The sequence below is a fragment of the Rhodopseudomonas sp. BR0C11 genome, assembly GCF_010820945.1.
Lineage (GTDB): Bacteria > Pseudomonadota > Alphaproteobacteria > Rhizobiales > Xanthobacteraceae > Rhodopseudomonas > Rhodopseudomonas palustris_H.
This window is the reverse complement of sequence record NZ_QTKI01000824.1, coordinates 1-548: the sequence shown is the minus strand read 5'-3', so window position 1 is coordinate 548 and position 548 is coordinate 1. Positions and strand designations below refer to the sequence as shown.

The 548-nt window shown below is 65.3% G+C and carries 1 protein-coding gene; it reads left to right on the top strand.

The genetic code is table 11. The features are described 5' to 3' along the window. Positions 1–368: 368 nt before the first annotated feature. A partial coding sequence (locus DYI24_RS27615) for a twin-arginine translocation signal domain-containing protein (protein ID WP_164574569.1) occupies positions 369–548 on the top strand: 180 nt, incomplete at its 3' end.

Here is a 548-nt window from a genome sequence, read left to right as displayed (position 1 = left end):
TCTCAGAATGATGCCGCAGCATCGACGTCGCGACCAAGTTACAGCGCGCGGTCATGTGTGCGGCTCGGTCATGGCGCCGCCTTGCGGCAGGCTCAGCCGTGTCTCTGGACGCCTGCGCGACGGTCGCCCCAAGCCGTCTGCCGGTCGTGCATCGCTCGGACCTGGACGTCTCCAGGCTCCGGTGCCGACCGGTCCGTCTCGGTCCCAGCGCGCCATGGCGTCCGGCCACAACCTGGTCCGGTCGATGGCCCGGCCATCCACCGGCGGCTCAAAATCGCTTGACCGGACCAGCCGAAATGATGACCAAGGGCGCGTCGACATTTCGGGTGCGTTCTCACAAAAAGACCACGCGGGCAGGAGGAAGCGAGATGAGTTTTTCACGCAGGAGCTTGTTGAAGGCGTCGGCGGCGGCAGCCGCGATCGGTGGCATCGGTGCGCCTTGGGTGGCACGGGCCGCTGAGGCCGAATTCAAGTACAAATACGCCAACAACCTGCCCGACACCCATCCGCTCAATGTTCGCGCCCGCGAGATGTCGGCAGCGATCAAG